Origin of the sequence: Paenibacillus sp. cl141a (assembly GCF_900109305.1) — a bacterium.
Lineage (GTDB): Bacteria > Bacillota > Bacilli > Paenibacillales > Paenibacillaceae > Paenibacillus_AQ > Paenibacillus_AQ lautus_A.
Window position 1 is genome coordinate 108048 of sequence record NZ_FNZO01000003.1, and the last position, 22996, is coordinate 131043.

At 51.3% G+C, this 22996-nt stretch carries 17 protein-coding genes; 11 read left to right on the forward strand and 6 right to left on the reverse strand.

Annotated elements, in window-relative coordinates:
• Positions 1–51 precede the first annotated feature (51 nt).
• Positions 52–1500 (reverse strand): DHA2 family efflux MFS transporter permease subunit, encoded by a 1449-nt coding sequence (locus BMX45_RS10480; protein ID WP_090909627.1) that lies wholly within the window; start codon positions 1498–1500, stop codon positions 52–54.
• A gap of 166 nt (positions 1501–1666) precedes the next feature.
• Here BMX45_RS10480 and BMX45_RS10485 point away from each other — a divergent pair, with 166 nt between their 5' ends.
• Both BMX45_RS10485 and BMX45_RS10490 read left to right on the forward strand, forming a co-directional pair.
• Positions 1667–2221: a TetR/AcrR family transcriptional regulator gene (locus BMX45_RS10485; protein ID WP_090909628.1), complete on the forward strand. Its 555-nt coding sequence runs from the start codon at positions 1667–1669 to the stop codon at positions 2219–2221.
• 202 nt (positions 2222–2423) lie between these two features.
• Entirely contained in the window at positions 2424–3200 is a 777-nt protein-coding gene (locus tag BMX45_RS10490) for an AAC(3) family N-acetyltransferase (RefSeq protein WP_090909629.1), read from the forward strand.
• A 132-nt stretch (positions 3201–3332) separates the two neighbouring features.
• Here the strand turns inward: BMX45_RS10490 and BMX45_RS10495 are convergent, their stop codons facing one another.
• A complete protein-coding gene (locus tag BMX45_RS10495; protein ID WP_090909630.1) occupies positions 3333–4406 on the reverse strand; it encodes a hypothetical protein in 1074 nt (357 codons plus the stop codon).
• Between the two features lie 461 nt (positions 4407–4867).
• Between BMX45_RS10495 and BMX45_RS10500 the strand changes: the two genes are divergently transcribed.
• From BMX45_RS10500 to BMX45_RS31760, 9 genes are all read left to right on the forward strand, one after another.
• Positions 4868–6709, forward strand: coding sequence for a sensor histidine kinase (locus BMX45_RS10500; protein WP_254778025.1), 1842 nt, complete (start codon positions 4868–4870; stop codon positions 6707–6709).
• Positions 6706–8256 carry a response regulator transcription factor gene (locus tag BMX45_RS10505; protein ID WP_090909632.1) on the forward strand — a complete coding sequence of 517 codons (1551 nt, stop codon included), beginning with the start codon at positions 6706–6708 and terminating at the stop codon, positions 8254–8256. Before BMX45_RS10500 ends, BMX45_RS10505 begins: the two co-directional genes overlap by 4 nt.
• A gap of 273 nt (positions 8257–8529) precedes the next feature.
• On the forward strand, positions 8530–9459 hold the full coding sequence (locus BMX45_RS10510) for an ABC transporter permease (RefSeq protein WP_090909633.1): 930 nt from the start codon (positions 8530–8532) through the stop codon (positions 9457–9459).
• Positions 9460–9480: 21 nt separating this feature from the next.
• A complete protein-coding gene (locus tag BMX45_RS10515; RefSeq protein WP_090909634.1) occupies positions 9481–10428 on the forward strand; it encodes a carbohydrate ABC transporter permease in 948 nt (315 codons plus the stop codon).
• Between the two features lie 117 nt (positions 10429–10545).
• Positions 10546–12069 (forward strand): ABC transporter substrate-binding protein, encoded by a 1524-nt coding sequence (locus BMX45_RS10520; protein ID WP_090909635.1) that lies wholly within the window; start codon positions 10546–10548, stop codon positions 12067–12069.
• Positions 12070–12198: 129 nt separating this feature from the next.
• Positions 12199–14979 carry an endo-beta-N-acetylglucosaminidase gene (locus BMX45_RS10525; protein ID WP_090909636.1) on the forward strand — a complete coding sequence of 927 codons (2781 nt, stop codon included), beginning with the start codon at positions 12199–12201 and terminating at the stop codon, positions 14977–14979.
• Positions 14980–15348: 369 nt separating this feature from the next.
• A complete protein-coding gene (locus tag BMX45_RS10530; protein WP_090909637.1) occupies positions 15349–18483 on the forward strand; it encodes a hybrid sensor histidine kinase/response regulator in 3135 nt (1044 codons plus the stop codon).
• Positions 18484–18518: 35 nt separating this feature from the next.
• Complete coding sequence (locus BMX45_RS31755) at positions 18519–18695, forward strand: hypothetical protein (RefSeq protein WP_254778026.1); 177 nt, start codon at positions 18519–18521, stop codon at positions 18693–18695.
• 137 nt (positions 18696–18832) lie between these two features.
• On the forward strand, positions 18833–18985 hold the full coding sequence (locus tag BMX45_RS31760) for a hypothetical protein (RefSeq protein ID WP_254778027.1): 153 nt from the start codon (positions 18833–18835) through the stop codon (positions 18983–18985).
• A gap of 36 nt (positions 18986–19021) precedes the next feature.
• Here the strand turns inward: BMX45_RS31760 and BMX45_RS10540 are convergent, their stop codons facing one another.
• From BMX45_RS10540 to BMX45_RS10555, 4 genes are all read right to left on the reverse strand, one after another.
• Positions 19022–20527 (reverse strand): alpha/beta hydrolase family protein, encoded by a 1506-nt coding sequence (locus BMX45_RS10540; RefSeq protein ID WP_090909638.1) that lies wholly within the window; start codon positions 20525–20527, stop codon positions 19022–19024.
• Between the two features lie 160 nt (positions 20528–20687).
• Positions 20688–21230: a hypothetical protein gene (locus tag BMX45_RS10545; protein WP_090909639.1), complete on the reverse strand. Its 543-nt coding sequence runs from the start codon at positions 21228–21230 to the stop codon at positions 20688–20690.
• 34 nt (positions 21231–21264) lie between these two features.
• Entirely contained in the window at positions 21265–21870 is a 606-nt protein-coding gene (locus BMX45_RS10550) for a response regulator transcription factor (RefSeq protein ID WP_090909640.1), read from the reverse strand.
• Positions 21867–22988, reverse strand: a complete 1122-nt coding sequence (locus BMX45_RS10555; RefSeq protein WP_090909641.1) for a sensor histidine kinase — start codon at positions 22986–22988, stop codon at positions 21867–21869. Before BMX45_RS10555 ends, BMX45_RS10550 begins: the two co-directional genes overlap by 4 nt.
• Positions 22989–22996 lie beyond the last annotated feature (8 nt).

Consider the following 22996-nt stretch of genomic DNA (forward strand, 5'->3'; position numbering starts at 1 on the left):
GCTCTTCGATTCTCGCATGCGGGCGGGTATCGAAGAGCTTTTTTAGGTTTATCAAACGGACTTTTGTTCGATCCTGGCTTTGCTTTTCATCGGCATAAATAATGTGATAACTAACGCGATGACGGCCAAAATCATCATGAAGTAGTAGGCGTCGCTTGCCCCTAAAATGGATGTAAGGGATTTAAGGAGTTCAGCAGTCGTTGTAGGATTGTTCAGCATCACATCAGTTGCATGGCTGGTCGCCTGCACGGTATAAATCGTAATCACGACGGCAGTACCAATGGCGCCGGCAATTTGGCGAACGGTATTGTTAACCGCGGTACCGTGCGTACCGAGGTGTTTAGGCAGCGCATTGAGTCCGGCCGTATTGAGCGGCATGGTAATGAAGCTTAATCCGATCCGCAGGCCAATGGTACGAAGCATCAAATACATATACGTGGTCGACTCAGATAAATTTGTTACCGCCCACATGGATGGAATAATAAACAGCAAACCAATGATGAACAGCGGCCTCGCACCGAAACGATCGTATAACCTGCCGGTGACGGGTGACATCAGCGCATTGACGACCGCACCCGGCAATAAGAGCAGTCCTGCATCGAATGCTGTAAAACCGCGACCGTCCTGCAGATAAATAGGCAGTAAGATCATGTCTGCGTACATCAACATCGTGACTAATACGTTAATAAGGGACGTTAACGTAAAGATTTTGTTTTTGAAGACAGACAGGTTCAACAGGGGATCATCGGACCTGACTTGTCGCATACAGAATATGGCCGTAACCACGATCCCGATGCCTAAGGACAGGATGACCATGGCATCGCCCCAGCCTTTACTGCCTGCACTGCTGAAGCCGTATAAAATAAAGCCGAATCCGACGGTTGACAGAAGAACGCTTCCCACATCAAGCTTCGACTTGGCCGTTTCGGATACATTGACCAAATACTTGAATGCCAATGCGATGACTATGATGACAAGTGGAATGAGACCGATAAATAACCACCGCCAAGAGTGGTATTCGACAATAAATCCCGCGAGCGTCGGCCCAATGGCCGGAGCGAAAATCATGGCCAGTCCCAGCAGCCCCATAGCGCTGCCGCGTTTTTCAACGGGGAAGATGGCGAGCACAACACTCATCATGAGCGGCATGACAATTCCCGCACCGGCCGCTTGGATCATCCGTCCTAACAAGAGCGCAACAAAGCTTGGCGCCGCCGCGCAGATGGCTGAACCGATTAATAAAAACGCCATGGCGCTTATAAATAATTGCCGCGTGGTAAAGCGTTTCATTAAATAGGCCGTAATCGGAATCAATATCCCGTTAACCAGCATAAATCCCGTTGAAATCCATTGGACGGTGGCCGCCGTGACATCAAATACATCCATTAGATTGCTTAAGGCGACATTTAACAGCGTCTGATTGAGCGTGGATAAGAAACAACCAAGGATTAAGATGGTTAGTAATATCCCTTTATTTATGTTCTTTATGTCTTCTTGCATGGTGTTGTCCTCTCTTCATTGCTTTTTCGACACAGTGTCAATAAAATATATCTTATCAGCATTGAAGAGTGATTCCTATTTACAATTCTGCTGAAACTGTCGACTAAACGACAGTATAGGAAGATCGGTCGATGAAGTGACAAAAAAATGATAATCGAGGAATGACATGCCTGAACATAAAAAAGTGGATCCACGAGCCGTTCGCTCCAAAAAGCTGCTGAAACAGGCCGTTTTTTCATTACTGGCCGACAATCTGGAAATCTCTCAATTGACCGTCCAAAAAATCGCAACCCGCGCAGAGCTAAATCGTGCCACGTTTTATTTGCATTATGAGGATATTAACGATTTGCTGCGCCAGATCGTGCATGAGATCTTTGACGACCTGTCCATGAAAGTCGAGCCGTTATTACAAGTGAAGAGCAGAAACGAACGGGAGCAGCTGATTACATTTTTAAATTATTTTTATGAATACCGGAACATTTTCGCCGTGTTGGTTGAGCATACGGGCTTCAAAACCCACTTGTCGAACCTATTGAAAAACACGATAGAACAACGCAGAGACGCCAGAAACATCCATTCCACCAGTCGGGTTGCCTCCGTTGATATTGTAGCAGCATCGCTTCTGGGAATTATTATGTGGTGGATTAAGGATGGTACCGAGCATAGCGCTGAATACATTGCGGATCAGATTACCTTGATGTATAGAAGAAAGTATTTGTAACCGATAAGGCGCAAAGAGGCGAAGCTTGGAACGTTAGAACCTATGCATAGGAACATTGCAAATATTCCCAGTCCTCTATATCATGGACGTATCGTATGTAAAAGCCTATCAAAGGAGATACATTCGCCGAACTGCACTGGGAATTCATCGAAAAATAATAGTGACAGCCAGTTTAGATATCCTGGCCCGGGAGGAGAAGAACATGCACACATGGGAAAGCTTAATGAAGCAATTAGAGCAGCTGGGCATTGACGGAAAAGGGACCTTGCTGGTCCATTCTTCCATGAAGAGCATGGGGCCGGTCGAAGGCGGCACGGATACGGTCCTCGATGCGCTGACAGCGTATATGAAAGAGGGGCTGCTGGTGCTGCCCACCCACACGTGGTCTTATATTAATGCGGATAATCCGAGATTTTACGTGGACCAATCCCCATCCTGCGTCGGCATCCTGCCGGAGCTTTTTCGCAAACGTCCGGATGTGGTGCGTTCGCTGCACCCCACGCATTCCGTGGCGGCACTGGGCCAGGATGCCATCCCGTTCACAAACGACGACCATCGGTTCGACACGCCATGCGCCAGAGGATCCGCTTGGGGCAAGCTGCTTGACCACAAGGCGACGATTTTGTTAGTGGGTGTCGATTTAAAGCGCAACACCTTTATTCATGGAGTCGAGGAGTGGGTGGACATCCCGGGCAGGTTAACAGATGGCCATGAGAAGCTGTACACGGTTTTACCGGATGGAACGGAGATCCCGGTGCCTTCCCGCAGACATTGCGGGTTGTCGTGGTCGGAGCATTTTTGGAAGGTCGATGAGGTCCTGGAAAGTCGGGGCGCGATGCATAAGGGGCAGCTTGGCGATGCCGTCGTCCGGGTATGCGATGCGGCCGCGATGGCCGATGTCATAACGGAAATGCTTAAGGACAATCCGGACTTGTTCTCGGATAATCAACCCTTGGACCATACCATGCATAACGTTTAGACGAGGACTTTCATCGTATGTGACTGCGATGAATCGGAAGATGGATGATAAAAAGGAGCGAACGCACCCGGCGTTCGCTCCTTTTGCTGCAGTTTATTTCATCAAGGTCTCCATAAAATGCTCCCTCAGCGATTACAAATAAATCCTCCGGGCCTCCTCATTAAAGAACGCTGTCACGTTCGTATAATCGGCAATATCGATCCGGTGATGCCGCAGGATCTTCTGCATAAAGATAGCATCCGTAAAAAGGGAATTAATCATTCTCTCGCACCATACCGGCGTATCTTTAAAATAATCCACCAAATGATGAATTTGCTCAAACTCAAAATAAAGGACATAACAGGCATAATTCTGAAGCAGCATACGGAAGCAATGATCGCGGTAAGGGGTGGAGCGAGCGTCCGAGAGAAAGTCGCTCATGATCCCGAATAGCATCGTTTTATCCACCGAATGCATGTGCATAAAACCATCAACGTCATTGACCAGCCGCAGTACGGCCTCTAATCCTTCTTCCGGTGGCATCTCCAGCTTGGCCGATTTGCCCTCGATGGACCTTAACAGCTCCAGCGTAAGATGTTTGCATGCCTGGATTTCAGGGGGATCGATGAATACTTGATCTTTGTGCTTGCCGAGATGCTCGCTGTAGTAATCGTGATATGCAGTTACATAATGCTCAACATGAATGTTGGTTTTCGTATGGATCAAATCCTGCCCGCGGAATGAAAAGGCGTAGAGGGTCTCCTCATTCACCGGGTGCGCGTATAGGTAGAAAAAAAAGAAAAAGTCTCTTAATTGCAGCCTCTGTTCCTCGTTCAAGCCGGTGACACCGTTCAATTGAGACAACTGAAAGAAACCATAGCTCTTCATGAAATCATTCATGGCATTGTACGGGTTGATCTTGGCTATGGACGTCGTTGCATTGATCGTAAACAGCAGATAATAGAATACCAATTCATCATAGACGTCCAGCTGTTTAAAAGAATCGGACAGCACAGGCTTCCAATCCGGGCTCGCAACATAATGGGCGTCCCTCGGCTGCAATTCATACGTCCACTCCACAAAAGCCTCATCGTTACGCTCGGCAAAGAATAATGCAGCGCCACCGTCCTCAAGAAGGCCGTATGCAAAGCCGCCTATCGGAGCGGACGGTAATCCTCTATTGAATTTCAGATTGAGATATTCATTATATAGGAATTGAAGTTTCATCAGTCATATCCTCGGTTCGTAAGGGTTTCATTCAACATGAACACGGCAGTAGCTAACACGGATCCTTAATAAAATATTCAACATCCAGCGGGGCATTCCTCTAGTTTCACGGCAGCTGGAAGTTATCTAAAAGCTGTGATATGCCATGCCTTCTTCATAAGCGGCGGATCCTCAAATAATCTGCGGTACCCTCCCTTTGCGTTCTCTTCAGCAAAACCTTCTGCTTGCTTCTGGATCTCCTATGCGGACAAGTTGAGGGATTCGGCACATCCACTTCCATGCCTAGCGACTCTGCAACACGTTCGGTGGGAACGAACGGAATGAAGCCTGCCGTTTGCGGCTCAGCCCGTCCATGCCGTCCCGGTACAGCAGTGCTCATTCACAGAGCTGCAGAATTCAATTGCCAGGGTTTACGGAAACGGTGTACACTGGGGGCCGAAGTGACCATTATAGAACAGGGTGTGTTACATATTTTCAGACTGCGCCAATTCTATTTAAACCATCTGAAGCGAAAGATGTTCAACAAAATCGTCGTGCTGTATTCGGCCGTCATGATCGTGCTGTTCGCGATTGCGGCGACCTTGGTCTATCAATACCAGACGCAGCGCATACTCCGTGAACAGACGGATGCGAATCTCAAATCCGCGCATGTCCTGAACATCTATTTGAGCCGGCAGTATGAGAGCATCCAAAATATATTCCAGCAGATTTACGGCGACGCCACGCTGAGCGACGAACTGATCTATTTTTTGAACAACGAATATGAGAGTTACCTCAAATACCGCCTGGATTTGTACACCAAGACGGGGGAGCAGCGTTTGCGGTCCTTTAATACCCTGCTGAAGAATTACCTGGAGCAGGAGCCCAGCGCCAAAAGCGTGTCCATCTACAGTTATCCGAACGATTTTGATATGCACATCAGCCGGACCAACCAGCAGCTGAATAATGAATCCGGTTCCAAAAGCAAGTGGGAGAACTGGTTCGCCCGCCGGGAGCAGCACAGCTGGGATACCATGCCGCTAAACGAGCTTTCAGGTTCAGCCGCAGGCTCCAGTGCAAGGTCCTATTCCTATTCGCGAGAGCTGAAGGACCCTTGGACCCTGGAACGGGTAGGCATGTTGAACGTGGAGTTCGACGCCCGGCAAATATCGACCTGGCTCGAGAGCAGAGCTTCGGTCAAAGGCCGGATCATGGTGTTGAACGCCCAGGGAACCGTGATTTACGACTCGGAGGATGTGTATGACGGTCAAACCTATCCCTACCGCTTGGAACCGGAAAAAGCCGGAGACTGGGTGGAGCTGGACGAACCCTCCAAGGTGAACATGTTGAATGTCGGGAATGCGGGCTTGTCGGTGGTGGGAATCGTGTCGAAATCCTCGATTGAGGAGAACACGGAGAGTTTGAGGACCGGACTGATCCTGGTCACGCTTGTATTTATGGCGGCCAGCTTTGCGATTACGTTCACGATCGTTCGAAAATTCTCCAAAAAAGTGCAGCGGATCATCCGCTCGATGAACCGCATCGGCGAAGGCGATCTGTCGACGCGCATCCAGATGTCCGGCGAAGACGAACTGCAGCAAATTTCCCGCCGTTTCAACGACATGGGCGACCGTTTGGAGCAGTACATCGATAAGATGTACACCTCGGAAATCAAGCAAAAAAACGCGGAGCTGGTTGCCCTGCAGTCGCAGATCAATCCCCATTTTTTATACAATACGCTGGAATCCATTCGCATGAAGGCGTATTTCGTGGGGGCGAAGGAAGTGGGCCAAATGATATACAGCCTGTCGGTCATGTTCAAGAATATGGTGAAGAAAAGCACGATGGTTACCGTTGAAGAGGAGATCGATATGTGCTCGGTTTACCTCGACTTGTTCCGCATCCGCTATGAAGGGCGGCTGGAGACGGAAATTGAGGTCGACCCGGAAATCCAAAACCTTAGCATTATCAAACTGCTCGTCCAGCCGATCGTGGAAAACTATATCGTTCACGGATTCCGTCCGCTTGAGGACAACAATAAAATTTCAGTCCGGGCCCATGGGGCAGAGGACCGGGTCGTGATCACCGTCTCGGACAATGGAACGGGCATACCGGAGGAAAAGCTGATCCAGATCCGCCAGACGCTGGACAAGGTTCTCCAGCCTCCCGACAAGGGCTACCGGTCGATCGGGCTGATGAACGTGCATGAACGGATCGTTCTGAATTACGGAAGCAGTTATGGCGTGACCATCCACAGCACGGAGGGGCAGGGAACCGAGGTCCGCATGGAAATACCGAAGCTTCGCAAGGGGGAAACGACATGAGGAGCGTATTTTTTGTTGATGATGAGCCTTTGATTGCTCAGGGATTGGCCACGATTGTGGATTGGCAGGAATACGATCTGCACGTGTCCGGTTCGGCCAACGATGGGCTGCAGGCGCTAGAGAAATTGAGGGAAGAGCCTGTGGATCTGCTGATCACGGATATTATGATGCCAAGAATGAACGGACTCGAGCTCATTAAGAAGGTGAAAGCCATGCATCCCCGCACCAAGTTCATTGTGCTTAGCGGGTATGAGGAATTCGAATATGTGAAGATAGGGATTACGCTCGGCATCCAAAATTACATTTTGAAGCCGATCAACATCGAGGAGCTGGAAGCAACGATCAAGCATATCCGGGGCGATTGGGAACGCGAGGAGCTGAAGCGGTTTCGCTCCGAGGAGGATTGGAAGGTTCTTCGCAGCAATATTTTGCAGCGATGGGTGAACGGCGAAATCAAAAGCTCGGAGCTCAAGCAAAGAGCCGAGCTTCTCGGCATTCCGCTGCATTATCCGTCTTACCAGGTTAACGTGCTGCGGCTCATATCCGACGAGCGCTCGGTATCCCAGCTCTTCCGCCTGACCAACCTGGCGGATGAATGCTGCCAGGCTCTTTCGGAGGAGCTTGGGGGAGATCATGAGGTCATTTGTTTTCCCGATGCGGATGACGACATCGTTGTTTTGACGGCCTCGATGAAGGAGCGGAAGGATGCTGCGCGGGAGGGGATGCGAGGAGCCATGGCCAAGCTGCGGCAGTTGACCGGCTTGCGCATGTGGTGCGCCGAAGGTCATGCGGCTGTCCATGATTTTAAAGATATTCAGGAGAGCTACAGGCTAGCGAAAGGCCATTTCAACGCCTGCCTGATTGCAGGAGATGAAGAGACCTTGTACCATCCGTCTGCGGAACCGGAGTCCGATCCGGCATCTTCACCGTCGGTTCGCCCTGATGCTTTTGCGAAGCTGCTGATCGAAGGCGATGTTTCGTCCTTGCAGGCCTACATCGAATCCGTTCTTGACGGCGGCAGCGGGGCGCAGACGGTACCCAGGGGAGCCTGCATGAATGCGGCAGTTCAACTGATGATAGCGGCAAAGGATGTGGAGAAAAGCCCCGACTACAGCGAGGTGTTCACGCCAATGCACCGGATCAATACGCTCCAGGGGCTCCGAAGCCATGTATGGCGCATCGTCGAGCGCAGCCTCCAGCGCCTGCAGGAAGCGGAACAGGGGTACAGCCTCCATGTATCGTTCCTTGTCGAACAGGTGCAGCACCATTATCCGGAAGAGCTATCCTTGAAGACGCTGAGCCAGCGGTTGCAGATGCATCCGAATTATTTGGGGCAGCTCTTTCAGCAGGAGGTCGGCGCAAGCTTTTCGGATTATTTGAACCAGTACCGCATCGAGAAAGCGACGCAGCTCCTGCTGCATACCGATCAGAAGACGGCGGATATCGCTTTCAGCGTAGGTTACACGGATAGCTCGTACTTTTACCGGCAGTTCAAAAAATATACGGGCGTATCTCCAACCGAGATGAGGTCCATGTATCGGATCTAACACCAACGTTTCTCTTTGCGACAGGCTCAAGGCGAATCCGCTTTGGCCTGTTTTTCTTGTTGTTTGTGGAGGATTCTTTAATTTATCCATCCCGTTCTAGTATTTTTCAACTTGAGGGCGGTAGCGCTTACTTGGCACAATAAAAGTAGTTAAAGGACGAGTGAGAAGATAACGGCCGGCTCTTGGAGATAAAGCCGCATTGACAACGATCATGGGAGATTTTAAAGCCTCGGTCGCATCACTTGCATTTAACAGGGAAGAGGAGGAGTGCCCATGTCGGGGTTCATCAAAAAGGTTATACGCAACCGGTTCATGCTGCTGATGATACTGCCCGGAACCATTTGGTTTCTGATCTTTGCATACTTGCCCATGTTTGGTACCGTGCTCGCGTTTAAGGATTTCCGCATAAACCCGGACGGTTTCTTCGCCAGCGTGTTCAACAGCGAATGGGTAGGATTCAAAAACTTCGAGTATCTGTTTACGACCAATGATGCCTATATCATTACGAGAAATACGATTCTTTATAACCTCGCCTTTATCATTCTGGGCCTGGTCATTGCGGTCGGATTTGCAATCATGCTAAGCGAGCTTGTCAACAAGCGGACGGCCAAGGTATATCAGACCGGCATGTTTCTGCCGCATTTTTTGTCGTGGGTCATCATCAGTTATTTTGCGTTCACCTTTCTGAGCGTGGACAAAGGAACGCTGAACCAAATCATTACCTATTTCGGAGGAGAGCCGATCAGCTGGTATTCGGAAGCGAAGTATTGGCCCTTCATCATCATTTTTGTCGGCATCTGGAAAGGTGTAGGCTACAACAGCGTTATTTATCTTGCGGCTATCACAGGGATCGACAAGTCTTATTATGAAGCGGCCGTCATCGACGGCGCCAGCAAGTGGAAGCAGGTGCGGTACATCACCATTCCGCTGCTGAAGCCGCTCATGATCATCCTGACCATACTGGCGATCGGCGGCATCTTCCGTTCCGATTTCGGATTGTTCTATCAGCTTCCGAAGGATTCGGGGGCGCTGTACCCGGTTACGAACGTCATCGATACCTTCGTCTACCGCGGTCTGATCAACATGGGAGACATCGGCATGAGCACGGCAGCAGGTTTGTACCAATCGTTTGTCGGACTGGTTCTGATTCTGGTTGCCAATTATATCGTTCGAAAAATCGAAAAAGATCATGCGATCTTCTAATCCGAGGGAGGTGTAACTTCAATGTCGCAGCTATCAACGCAAACCGCCCGCCAGTCGGCCAAGCGTTCCAGGAAGAGAGACTATAATGCCATCTCCCCTTTGTGGAATACGATTTTCAATATCGTGATCGGGCTCTTCTCGTTCTCCTGTATCTTTCCGTTCCTATTTGTTATCATTATTTCCCTGACGGACGAAAAGACGCTGGTCCTGGAAGGCTTTAGGCTGCTGCCGAGCCAGTTCAGCACGGCCGCGTACGAGTATATTTTCAAAACCGGAAGCGAATTGCTGTCCTCATTCGGCTTGACGCTCCTGGTCACAGTGCTGGGAACGCTGGTGAGTCTGGCGCTGGTTACGACCTATGCGTATGCCTTGTCCCGCCGAAACTTTGAATTTAGAGGGTTTTTCAGCTTTCTGGCATTCTTCACCATGTTGTTCTCGGGAGGCATGGTACCGGGTTATATCGTGATGACCCAGTTCCTGCATCTGCAGAACACGATCTGGGCGCTGATCTTTCCACTATCCTTGAGCGCGTTCTCCATTATCGTCATGAGGACCTTTTTTCAAACGACGATTCCAGATGAGATTATCGAGTCCGCCAAAATCGATGGCGCCGGCGAATTTCTGACCTTTATCCGTATCGTCCTGCCGGTCTCGCTGCCGGGGATCGCCACCATCGGCTTGTTCAGCTCATTGGGCTACTGGAACGACTGGTTTAACGCCTTGCTGTATTATAACAATCCGCAGGCGACGCCACCGCTGCAGTTCATGCTCATGCAGATCGAGAAGAACATGGACTTCCTGACGAAGAATGCGCAGAATATCGGCTCGTTCGATGTGGCCGCCGGCCTGCCGACGGAGACGGTTAGGATGGCGATGGTCGTATTGGCCACGCTGCCAATCGTCATGGCGTATCCGTTCTTCCAGCGGTATTTTGTCCAGGGTCTGACCGTAGGCTCGGTCAAAGGATAATTTCATAAGGTTGAACCCGCAAGCGCACACTGCCGGAGAAATCCGGCTTTCATGTCTCGGGTGTGTAAGCGGTATCAATATAGCAATAACCATTAAGTGACACAGGGGGAAAAACTCATGTTTAAGAAGAAGATTTCTTTACTGTCCCTTGCTCTCGTGCTTCTGCTGACCGTTGTACTGTCGGCCTGCGGCAGCAAGGAAGGCGGCAGTAAGCCAAGTGAACCAGCGAAGGAAGAGGCGGCTGTCCAAAGCGACGGCACCATCGATGCCTCCAAACTGGACCCGGTCAAACTGAAAATGTACATGATTGGGCCAAACCAGAAAGACCTGCCTATGGTTCAAGAGGAAATCAATAAATATTTGACGGAAAAAATCAATGCAACGATCGAAATCAGCATGATCGACTGGGGCGATTACAGCCAGCGGATGCAGGTGATTACGAGCTCCGGCGAGAATTACGACATCGCCTTCACCAGCTCGTGGGCGTTCGATTACCTTCCAAATGCAGCAAAAGGCGCGTTTAAGCCGCTGAACGAACTGCTTGATCAGTACGGAAAAGGCATTAAGGAAGTACTGGATCCCCGTTTCCTGGAAGGAACGAAGGTTAACGGCGTCAACTATGGCATCCCGGCCAACAAGGAACTGGCACAGCAATTTGTATGGCGCTTCAACAAAAAGTATCTGGACAAGTACAACCTGGACATTTCCAAGGTGACCACGCTTGAAGATCTGGAACCGCTTCTCCAAACGATTAAAGAGAACGAGCCTGCGGAAATTACGCCGCTTGCCGTACCGAAAGGCTTTAAACCGTACATGCCGTTTGACTACCCGCTCGGCGATGAAATTCCGATCGGCATGTATCTGGACACCGAGGACTTTAAATTCGTGAATTTGCTGGATTCGCCTGAATTGAAATCGGCGCTGACGACCATGCGCAAATACTATAAAGCGGGCTATGTGCGCGAGGACATTGCAACGCTGGACGGCATCGACAACATCAAAACCGGCAAATGGCTCGTGGACCGCGAAATTACGCAGCCATACGCAGAGCTTGGCTGGTCCAGAAACGCGGGTTATGACATCGTGACCAGACCGATGCATGATCCTGTCATTTACACCAGCTCCGCAGCAGGTTCGATGATGGCCATTTCTTCTTACTCCAAAAATTCGGAGCGGGCGATGATGTTCCTGAACCTGCTGAACACGGACGTGAAACTCCGGAACATGATTCAATACGGCTTGGAAGGAACGCACTACAAGAAGCTTGAAGAGCCGTATATCGAGGATATGCCTGCTATGCAGGAGAACTACGCGATGCCTGGTTTCGCGCTTGGCAACATGTTCCTGACGTACCTTCACGAAGGCGAGCCGAAGGACAAATGGGAAGCATTCGAGAAATTCAACACCTCTGCTGTAGTAGCGCCTACGTTCGGCTTTAATTTCGACACGGCTCCGGTCAAAACGGAGGTCGCGGCCATCACGAACGTAGCCAAAGAATTTATTCCGGCGCTGTACACCGGTTCTGTCGATCCTGACGAATATCTGCCGAAAGCTAAACAAAAGTTCCAGGATGCCGGCATCGACAAAGTGATCGCCGAAGCTCAAAAGCAGTTCGATGAGTGGAAGGCTCAAAACAAGTAATCCGTAAAGGGTATGAAGGGTAGAAGCGGCTGTTCCTTACGGCCGTTTCTCTCTGTCCTTTCTTTCTTCACCGAAAAAGGCTCCAATGTGCGTAAGCGAAATGATCTTCGAATAATAGGAGGTTTTCCCATGAAACGAATCAAACCGGATTATTACGCAAGAACCCAGTGGAAGCGCAGAATGGCGGCCTGGATGAGCACGGCTTTGCTTGCCGCATCCCTGACGGGCTTTGCCGGAGAAGCTGAAGCGGCCCAGCCGCATTCGTCGTATTGGTATCCGAACACGCTGCTGGAATGGTCGCCGTCCAAGGACCCGGATGCCCGTTTTAACCGGGGAACGGTGAAGTTGGAGGATCAGCGCATCCAAGGAAGCAAAGTAAACGGCAATGCCAAGGAAGAAGTGAAGGTGCTATCGATCGCTTCCATGTATCCGAGCACAAGCGGAGCTCCTTCCCAAGGCTCGGAGAAATTCCATACCTATACGTTCAGCAATTGGCAGTATATCGACAAGCTGGTCATGTGGGGCGGCTCCGCAGGCGAAGGATTAATCGTTCCGCCAAGCAGCGACGTCATCGATGCGGCCCACAAGAATGGGGTCCCTGTTTTTGGAACCGTTTTCTTGCCGCAAACCGAGCACGGAGGCAAAATCCAGTGGCTGCATGATCTGTTAAAGCAGCGGGAGGACGGTTCTTTCCCGGTTGCGGATAAGCTGATCGAGGTAGCGACGTACTATGGATTTGACGGCTGGTTCATCAATCAGGAAACGCAGGGCGGAACGCCGGAAGATGCCGCGAAGATGGCTGAGTTTCTGACTTACTTGCAGCAGAACCAAGCGCCCGGCATGGAAGTGATCTGGTACGATTCCATGATCGAGGAGGGACCGGTGAAGTGGCAGGGGGCTTTGACGGATAAGAACGAAATGTTCTTCCAACAGGGAAATCAGCGGGTTTCCGACAATATGTTCATCGATTTCCGCTGGCAGTTCAAAGACGAGAAGAACGGCCAATACGATTACATTACACCGTTCTTGAACTCCCCGGCCAAAGCGGCGGAGCTTGGCCGCAGTCCGTATGATCTATATGCCGGCATTGACGTAGAGGCGAAGGGCTACGAAGGCAGGTTCAATTGGCCGGTTCTGTTCCCGGAAGGGAAGAAGGCCACGACCTCCCTGGGCATTTACCGTCCGGATTGGGCGTTCAACAGCTCCGAAACCCATGAGGAGTACATGAATAAGGAGCAGATTTTCTGGGTGGGACCCGGAATGAATCCAGCGAACACGTCACAGCCTGCAGGGACCGATCCGCTTGCCTGGAGAGGGATTGCCCATGATGTCGTTGCAAAAACCGTGCTGACCGACTCCGAATTCGTCACCCATTTCAATACGGGCAACGGCCATTTGTTTGCGGTGGACGGCAAAGTGATGCGAAGCCGCGATTGGAGCAACCGGAGCCTGCAGGATATTTTGCCGACCTGGCGATGGATCACGGAGACTAACGGCCAAGGTGAGGCCCTGAAACCAGGATTTGATTTCGGCAAGTCCTATTACGGCGGCAGCTCGCTTCAAGTGGCGGGTGCCGTAAGCCAAGGCTCCTCCACCCATCTGAAGCTGTATAAGGCGAATATCCCGGTGGAAGCGACCACGGAAGTATCGCTCGTGTATGCCGACAATGCCAAGAACGCCAAGGTGAAGATCGGTTTGGCATTCTCCGATGCGCCGGATCGGTACGAATTTTTCGAGCCTGGCAAGTGGACCGCTACGGGGGCGAATCAGGATTGGAAGCAGGGAAGCGTCAAGCTGAACAAGTATAAAGGCCGCACGATTGCCGGAATCTCGCTTCAATTCGAGTCCGCTGCAGATCAGGCGGATTATCGGGCCAACATCGGCCGCCTGGCGGTTACGCAAGTGAACGACAAGGCGAAGAAACCGCACGCGGTAACCGATTTGAGGGTGATTGAGAATGATTTCCGCGATGGAATATATGGTGATGCGCGCTTGTCGTGGGAAGCGCCGAAACAGAATGAAGACGTTCTGTACTATCAGGTTTACCGCATCCATTCGGACGGCAAGTACGAACTGTTGGGCATGACGGGAAATACCGTTTATTACGTGCCGGAAATGAAGCGTTCGCTTAAGGAGGAGGCAACCAAAATGGTTGTGATTCCGGTAAACCGCCACTACCAGCAAGGAAAAGCGGCATCCGCCAGCTTCGATTGGCCGGAATATCCGAAGCCGACGGCAGCCTTCAAAGCGGATAAAACCCTGATTGCGCCGGGAGAAACGGTGCAATTCACGGATCTTTCCTCGGAAGTGACGGAGTCCTGGAGCTGGAGCTTCCCTGGCGGGCAGCCGGCGTCCAGCACGGACCAGCATCCTAAAGTGACCTATCCCGAGGAAGGAACGTACGAGGTCACGCTGACCGCTAAAAATAGCGTTGGCGAGGATCGGATCCAGAAGAAGCTCATCACGGTAACCCGGGAAGCCGAGAACGGCGTCGGCAACCTTGCTCTTGGCAAAAGCGCGTCCGCATCCAGCTTCGTTAACGAGAAGGAAGCGCCGCCATTTGCAGTGGACGGCAATGCCGCCACCAAATGGTGTGCCGTCGGAGACGGGCCGCACTGGCTGACGGTAGACTTGGGGGCCGAGCACAAGGTCAGCGAATTCGTGATCAAGCACGCGGAAGCCGGAGGCGAGCCGGCCGCATTCAACACGCGGGCCTTCTCCATTCAAGTAAGCTCGGACGGCAAGGAGTGGAAGGATGCCGTCTCGGTCACAGACAACACGCAAGGGATCAGCAGCCATGCCATCGAACTTACCTCCGCACGGTACGTGCGTCTTCAGATCGAGAAGGCGACACAGGGCGGGGATACGGCTGCACGGATCTACGATGTTGAAGTGCTGGGCTTGAAATAATACGGATGACTAGAAAGAGTGTTTCCCTTCATTGGGGAACACTCTTTTTTGTTATTTATATCGTCCCGATCCGTCATAGAATCGCCGTCTAGGCCCTGAGCCAGCGTGTCGTGTATAGATTTTGTATAGATGGGGTTGTTAATCTGATGTAGGACACTATATGGATGCTGCTGCGCAAATGACGCGAGCTGAGGTAACGGCATTGATAGCAAGAATGCTGAAAGTGACCGGTCTGATCGATAAATAATGAGTAACGCAAACAACCATTGATGGCATGGTAGTCATCAATGGTTGTTCTTTCATTTGGGTTTGCAATTGTAAATAATGGAGCTACGCTTACAATAAAATGGATTGGGAGTGGAATATCTCTTGGCAAAGAGCCTACCAAGTCACCAAATAAAAAAGAGCCGCATTTTATGGTTAATAGGATTACTCATAGTGATTCTATCGAGCATGCGCCTGCTGTGGTTGGAAGTGTTCCCTGATCAACAGCAGGTGACGATAAATAAGGGGCATCTCGATTTGCGGGAATGGGATGCCGAAGAAGGCGGCATTCTGTTGCTTGACGGAGAGTGGGAGTTTTATCCCATGCAGTGGCTGCTGGATGGGAGCGGGCAGGATGCATCAGGCGGGCCGAAGCCGAAGCTGATTGCGGTTCCGGGGGGATGGAATCAAGCTCTGCATGGTAATGGCAAAGCGTCTCCATATGGATTTGCTTCCTATCGCCTGCGTATTCTAGTGAATCCCGAGGAGAAGCTGAATTATAGCATTCGCGTGCCTAGCGTACGTTCGTCATCCGAATTCTATGTCAATGGCCGTTTGCTTGCCAAATCCGGGCGGGTCGCGGACACGAAGGAAGCCTATACCGCGAAGAACCTGCCGTACTCTGCAAGCTTTACGGCGGACGGCAACGGCGTCATCGAATTAGTGATTCAGGCGGCCAATTATGTGGATAGCCGAAGCAGCGGGATAGCCAGGTCCATTAAATTGGGTTCAGAGGAAGCCGTGGCCAAAGAAATGAAACTCTCGGTTTCGATGCAAACACTGGGAGCTGTTATCTTCCTTATGCATTCCGTTTATGCACTCATTTTATTTGTACTGGGGAATAGGGAAAAGAGGCTGCTGTATTTTTCCTTGCTGACCCTCTGCGTAACCCTTTCGAGCATATTGAGCACGGATGAGAAGCTGTTCCATCAATTTATATACATCAGCAGCGATTGGGATTTTCGGTTGTCCAATGCCGCCTTTATGATTGGATGCTATGCGTTGCTGGAATGCACGAATCATCGCGAACTCTCTTATTGGAACAGGGTGCATCCCGTTTATGCCGTCACGATCTTAGGAACTGCCGGCATTACCTTGTTCTTGGCTCCGCCTCAGGTGATCATGCTTTTCCCGGTTTATTTTCTGCTCGGCTGCGTAACGGCCGTCATCACGATCATTGCAATCACCAAAACCATAATGAAGGGCATTAAAGACCATTTGCTGATGCTTTTTTCCATGGTTGCGTTGGTCCATCATTTCCTGTGGGCGTTGTTCTTGCGGGAAAGCGCCTTAAGTGTTGCCCATTATCCGTTTGACCTGATCCTTTCGATGGGATGCTTGGCCGCTGTATGGTTTAAGGGTTACTTCAAAATGCATGCGAACACGAAAGAGATTGCCGCAACCTTGCAAAGAGTGAATGACCATAAGGATCAATTCCTGGCGAACACGTCCCATGAGTTCAAAAATCCGCTGCACAGCATGCTTAACATGTCGCAATCCGTGTTGAACCGGGAACGGCCTTTGCTGCAGGACAGGAGTGTGAAAGAGCTTGAAACGATTCTGACCGTCGGACGTCGTCTAACACTAATATTAAACGATTTGATGGACGTCATGAGTCTGCGGGATGGCAATCCGCGGCTGCAGAAAAAAGCCGTATCGATCCAGCCCATCGTGACGGGGGTGATGGATATGCTGCAATTTAATGCGGAAGTGAAGTCGGTCAGCATCGTCAATCAGATCCCGGATGATTTCCCTCCCGTCTTGGCGGACGAGAACCGGATGATTCAAGTCGTGTTCAATCTGCTGCATAATGCCGTAAAATATACGAATGAAGGGTACATTTCGATTCAAGCTTTTACAGAGGACGACAGAGCCTATATCGCGATTACCGATACGGGGATCGGAATGGACGAAGCCATGCTGAAGCGCTTATTCCTTCCGTATGAGCAGGCGAGCGCCAGCGAGACCATGATCGAAGGCGGCTTTGGGTTAGGTCTAAGCATAAGCAAGCAGCTCATTGAGCTTCATCGGGGTACGCTTGAAGTGGCCTCCGTTCCAGGGGAAGGCTCGAGATTTACGTTTTCGTTAAAGCTGGCAGGGCTCGATACAGAGGAAGAGCAGCATGATCCTAACTCTAACGGACCGCCGACATTGCCGTCCATGCCGATCCAGGATGCCATTGGGACTGGTTTGCATAAAGAGGAGATCTTCCCGCCAGCCGCGATACAAGGAGCTCTACCCGAAAGGAGAAGTAACCGACCGCTCTTGCTCATCATTGACGACGACCCGGTCAACCTTCAGGTGCTTGAAGCTATACTGCCGCCGGACGAATACGAGGTGACGATGGCAACAAGCGGTAAGGAAGCGTTGGCTCTACTGGATGCGAAGGCGTGGGATTTGGTCATCTCCGATATTATGATGCCGCAGATGTCCGGGTATGAGCTGACGCGGAGGATTCGCGAGCGGTTTACGCTCACGGAGCTCCCTGTGCTGCTGCTTACTGCAAGAAGCCAACCGAAAGACATCCAAAGCGGGTTTCTGGCGGGGGCCAACGATTATGTGACCAAGCCGGTGGAGGCCTTGGAAATCAGGTCGAGGATTGAGGCCTTAACGACGATTAAACAAACGGTCCGGGAGCAGCTCCGACTGGAAGCGGCATGGCTGCAAGCGCAAATCCAGCCTCATTTTTTATTCAATGCTTTAAATGCGGTGACGGCCCTAAGCGACGTTGATTTGGACAAGATGCGGAATCTGCTTGAGGAGTTCAGCAACTTTCTGAGATATAAATTCAGATTCCAAGACACGGCTGGACTTGTACCGATCGAGGAGGAGCTGAGTCTGGTGCGCTCGTATCTTTATATCGAGCAGGTTCGGTTTGAAGAGCGGCTGCAGGTGGTTTGGGAGGTAGACGACTGCGGAGCCTTGCAAATTCCGTTCCTTTCGATCCAGCCCTTGGTCGAAAATGCGATAAGGCATGGTGTCATGAAGCGCACTTATGGGGGAACCATACATATTCGAATTTCCGTCCATGCCACGCATGCCGAGATAACCGTTCAGGACGATGGGATCGGAATGGATGAAGCTCAATTGCAGCGAATCCTAGAGAGAACAGCAAATCATCAGTCCGGGGTCGGATTGATCAATACGGACCAGCGATTAAAGCGGCACTTCGGAACAGGGCTTCATATTCAGAGCAGGTTAGGCGAAGGAACCCGGGTTACTTTTCATGCACGCATCTAAACCTCGGGATAAAACGATATCAGGCGGTGAGATGAATGGAGAGATTGAAAAACAGCGGATTTTATAAACTGAAATTTTTAATAATGCCGGAAGAATTCAACCAAATGTTGGCACGATTTGAGCAAAAACAAGCCAAATTTCACCGTACGAATCATGCCATGACCCAGCATGATCTGGATCAGGTGACTGAGGCGTATCGTACCTATTATTAGTATTATACGGCGCAAGAACGGCCCGATTACCACCCTTTCTTTGTCTATTCTATTTCGATTGCTGCGGGGGATGAAAGCTCCGGATTCTTTGTCAGAAATGAAGGTGTCTCATTCCCCTATCGGGGACTGCAGCATCCATGAAAAAAATGACCAAGCCGCTTCGTTTCTCGGTACAAGCCGCAAACGCTATGCAAGAGCAGAAGCCGGCTGTTCGCATAAGTCAACAAGCGGTGAATGATCGGATTGACTCGTGGGTCGTTAAGAAATATGGGCTGGTTATGAACAACTAGAAGGACATGTCAGGCACGTATAGAGCGTAAGGCAATCTAGCCTTCCAGAAACACCCGGTCCGGATACTTCACTTCCGGGTATTCCTCCGAGGGACCGGTTAGAAGCTTACTCTCCATTCCGCGCAAATGCTGATTAAAGAATTCCAGCACGTAGCGGTTGACGATCTCGGCTCCCCTTGATCCATTCATGCTTCCGGTCATGCCGGTCAGGCGGGTAAGCGGAGAGTACAGCTGAAGATCGGTGAAATTATAGTGTCCTGCGCCTTCGATATAAAGGGTCCGTCCTAGTCCCTGTTGAGATAAGCGATCCATCAGCTTCAGCTCCAATTCCCGATTCGCCAGAATCATGTCGAATTGTTCTCGCGTTAACCCCAGTGCTTGGAGCTCGGCTTCCGTAGCCGGGGTTTGGCGATACTTCGCCTGCTGTTCGTTCACCTCCATAAAATCCTCCGATTCCATGAACATAAACGGTTTCTCCATGTCGTCCCGGTCCGTCGTTATGAATAGCGTTCCGTCCATATTCACACCGGCTTTGATCCGCGGGTTGGAATAAACGGCTTCAAAGGCTGCAGCCCCGCCGAAGGAATGGCCCATCATGCCGATGTTGTCCAGATCTAAGGCTCCTTTAAACTTGCTGGCGACGGCGCCTGATTGAAGCCTCTCCAACTGATCCGTGACAAAGGCTATATCCTCATTCCACACCTTCAAAATAGTGCGGCTGTCCTCGAATAATCGCTCCTGGGATTGTTCCGTAAGAAAACCGGTTACGCGCCCATCGGGAAATGCGGTGGCGGCCGTGCTGTACGTATGATCGATGGCAAATACGATATAGCCGTGGCTGGCAAGATGTTCAGCCTGGGACGAATGCAAAATTCTGCCGACCCCCATGCCGTGCGACAACAGCACCACCGGATACGGATTCTTCGCCAGCCGCAAATCGGCATGGCCGTTAGCGTTGGCCCGGCTGTATTTCCAATAGTCTAACGCGGCCGCGGGAAGGCCCAGATATTCGGAATATGCTTGCATATAGGTGTGAAAGAGCCTTTTATCCTTAGGAAACACCGTAGCTTTCTCGGCGCCTTGGCCAGACGCCGCGGCCGGATACCATACCTGAACGATAAGCTCACGTTTGTCGCCTTTTTGTTCGGTAAACGTTTCTTCACGGTCCGCATCAATGAAATGGAACGTATCCGTCCCCACCCTGAACTCGCCCGAGGGCTTCGGTAAATGGAAAACCGGCAGCAGTGCCGATAAGGCAATCGATCCGCCCAGCAAAACGACCGAAAGGCCCCATATCGTGCACCGCAGCGGTTTCTTGACCTTTTTACGTCTGAACAGAACCAACACAAAGAGCAAAGCGGTGACGATGTAGGCCGGAATCATCTGCCACCTGTATCCCTCAACCAGCAGCTGCACGGCGAACAGCAAACCGCCAGCGATGCCGACGATCGCGCCAGCCTTCCGATTTATTGTGTTACGGCTCAACAGTATTATCAGCATCGCAACGCAGGCTGCAACCCACAACATTTCCAGAACTCTCATACGCACGCTCCTTGTTATCGCAATTATTTGTATGATAACGGATCAAGGTTAAAACGAGCGGATGATTTCGTTTAAAAAAGGTTTAAATCCGCGCTGTCCTATGCAGGATTCTCCGGTGTCGGTACCGGAGGCTCGCGCTTTTTGCCAAACCTGCATGTTTCTACATATCGGCATCTTTCGGCTCAAGCAGTGCCAGCAGCTCCGAAATGGAGTCGGCATGCTGATCGCTGCCTTTCATAATCGCTCTGAAAACAGGAGCCGCTTCCTGCAGCAGCACATAACTGAAGTAATAATAACTGATGAAGGTTTCCGCTTCATAACCGGAGGGCTCCTCTTCTTCCCATCGCAAATCGTCTTCTTTGTCGTCTTCCGGCCATAAGTATCTTTCGTCCAGCAGCTTATCCATCGTTTCAATCGTTTGTACCGAATCCATATATTCCACGGTTATGGCTGAAGCTACGGATAAGTATAATTCCATTTCCTCTGAAGAGACCTGCTCCGGTTTCTGTTTGGCAAGCTCCCGCAGGAGCATAAGCAGGGCCCATGGTGTCGTCTGCCACAGGGTGCCTTGGTGCTCGATCAGGCTGGCCAATTCTTTATATTGTCGTGTTTCCAATAGCCGAGGAATATCCGTGCCTCTTCCATAGGCTGTCGTCAACCGCTGCCACGGCACGCTGGCTGTCGTATGGGTCAAAGCGTTCATCTCCTTCACCTCCTACATATGTATCCCGGGGAGTTTACAGCCACCCTTTATCTTCCGCGATCGTGACGGCCTGCTGCCGGGAATCCGCCTCCAGCTTCTGGATGGCGGAGGACAGGTAGTTGCGCACGGTTCCCCTTGTCAGAAACAAGGCTTTGCTGATGTCGCCGGTAGTCATGCCTTCCTTGGTTAACCGGAGCATTTCGATTTCCCGTTCGCTGAGCGGATTCTCCTCCTTCATGAAGAGCGCGGCCGCCAAGTCGGTGCTCACGACCCGCTCTCCCTTCATGACCCGCCGGATGGCCTCAATCAAGAAATCGATGGGCTCGTCCTTTAACAGATAGCCCTCCACCTGCGCATCCATCGCTTTTTGCAAATAACCGGGACGTGCGAAGGTCGTGACGATCATGATTTTGCAGGATAGGCCTGCTTGACGTATGGACTCGGCCAATTCCAGGCCGTTAATATGAGGCATCTCGATGTCGAGCAGGCACACATCCGGCTGGTGCTGCCGAATCGCGTCCCAGGCGCGCTGCCCGTCCGGCACCTCGGCCACCACCTCGATGTCGTCTTCGAAATTGAGCAGTGAAGCGAATGCGCCGCGAAGCATTTGCTGATCTTCTGCAATGACGATTCGAATCATGATGCGTCCTCCTTTTCATGCCGGCGAAGCGGGAGTTTCAGGGATACCTTGGTGCCCCCCTGAGGCAACGGGTCGATGGCGGAGGACCCGCCTAGCGTCTTCATCCGCTCCATGATCGACGGAAGGCCGTTTCCGCCGCCGTGGCCCGCAAGCCCCACGCCGTCATCCGCGATATGGATCACGAAGGCATTATTCTTCGTTTCCAGCTTGACGGTGCAACGCTTGGCCCGGCTATGCTTGATAATATTGGTCATGGCTTCCCGGACGCAGAGCGCCAGCATCGTTTCTTCCACGCTGGATAACAGCGGGGGCTTCTCCGGATTCTCGATCGTCAGCGCAATTCCTGCCGTATGCAGCAGCTTGGCCGAATGCTCCAGCTCGCTTGCCAGCGAGATGAACTTCATATCGGATACCAGCTCCCTCACCTGCTTGAGGGCGGTTCTGGAGGTATCCAGAATCTCGCTTAACTCCCGTTTGGCCTGACTTGGATCCTTATCCACCCATTTCGTTGCCAGCTCGCTTTTCATTTTGATCATCATGAGGGTCTGCCCCAAGGTATCGTGAAGATCCCTGGCGATTCGCTGTCGCTCCTCCTGCTGAATATACTTTGCGATCTGCTCATTGGCTTCATCCAGCTCCCCCTGCAGGCTTTTCGCTTTCTCCTTAATGTAGATGACGAGCGGATACACCGACTGAATGATCATGATCGGAAGGTAAATGGCACTGGACGTTTCGAGCAGCGGTTCCTTTCGGAAAACGAACACGAGCAGGAATGATAGGGCAATGGCCGCACAGCCGATGGCGATATGTACCTTGGACTTGGACCGGCCCAGCAAATCGGCAAAAATGATCCCGAACAGCAGGGTGCTCGGCCCCGTATACACCCCGAGTACGCCTACAGCGAACAGGCCCGCCAGCACGGCAGCCAGCAGCCAGCCGCCCCGACGCCATAATGCGACATAGAATGAAACAAGGAACAGCAGGAGCAGCAAAAGGCTGCCCCACAGTCCCAGCGCCGTATCCGAACGAAACACCTGGTAGCATAAGAATACGGTCAATATGATATCGATGAGCAAATAACTTTTGATCTGATCCCTCGGGTACAACTTGTAGAACATATCGAGCC